Genomic DNA, 827 nt, shown 5'->3' on the forward strand with positions numbered 1-827 from the left:
CTGCGCGACGGCGGCGCCGATGCCCGATCCGGCACCCGTCACCACGGCGGTCCGGCCGCCCAGGCTGAAATCAAGTGAAGCGGCCATCCGCAGTCCTTTCGTGGGTCAGGTGGCCCCTCCGGCAGGCGTGCCGCCGAAGGGGGTGGTCGTTACTGGCGCGTGGCCAGCAGGGCGTCGACGTTCTCGGCCGTCACCGGGGTCCAGGGCACGTTGTATTCCTTGTCCGCGCCGTTGTTCCACGGCATGTCGGGATACTGTTCCCAGATCGCCGACATGGGCTCATAGTCGGGCTTGACCGCCTTGATCGCCACGTCGATCGAGCCCAGGGCCTGGGCCTCGCCGTCCTGCAGGATCGAATCCATCTGGCCCGCCTTGACCGCGTTCAGCGCGTCGGTGACCCCGTCCACGCCCGCGATCGCGAAATCGGCCACGTCCATGCCGGCGGCCTTGATCGCCTCGATGGCACCCAGGGCCATCTCGTCGTTCTGGCCGATCACGCCCTTGATGTCGTTGCCATGCGCGGTCAGCCAGTTCTCCATCAGGGCCTGCGCCTCGGCGCGCGACCAGTTGCCGGTCTGGCGTTCCAGGATCTTGACGTCGGGGCATTCGGCCAGGGCCTTCTCGTTGCCCTCTCCGCGCTGGATCTCGCCGGACTGGCCGATCGGGCCCTCGATGATGACCACCGCACCCTGGCAGCCCATCTTGTCCAGGACGGCCTTGGCCTCCAGATAGCCGGCCTCGACGTCGTTCGATCCGACATAGGCGGTCAGCAGGTCGCTGTTGACCCGCGCGTTCGATCCGACGACGGGGATGCCCGCATCGACGGC

1 protein-coding gene is annotated in these 827 nt (G+C 68.0%); it reads right to left on the minus strand.

Annotated elements, in window-relative coordinates:
• Window positions 1–149: 149 nt before the first annotated feature.
• Window positions 150–827 (minus strand): substrate-binding domain-containing protein (locus TW83_RS13550; RefSeq protein ID WP_045983306.1); only part of this gene is annotated, 678 nt, incomplete at its 5' end.

Origin of the sequence: Paracoccus sp. S4493 (assembly GCF_000967735.1) — a bacterium.
Lineage (GTDB): Bacteria > Pseudomonadota > Alphaproteobacteria > Rhodobacterales > Rhodobacteraceae > Paracoccus > Paracoccus marcusii.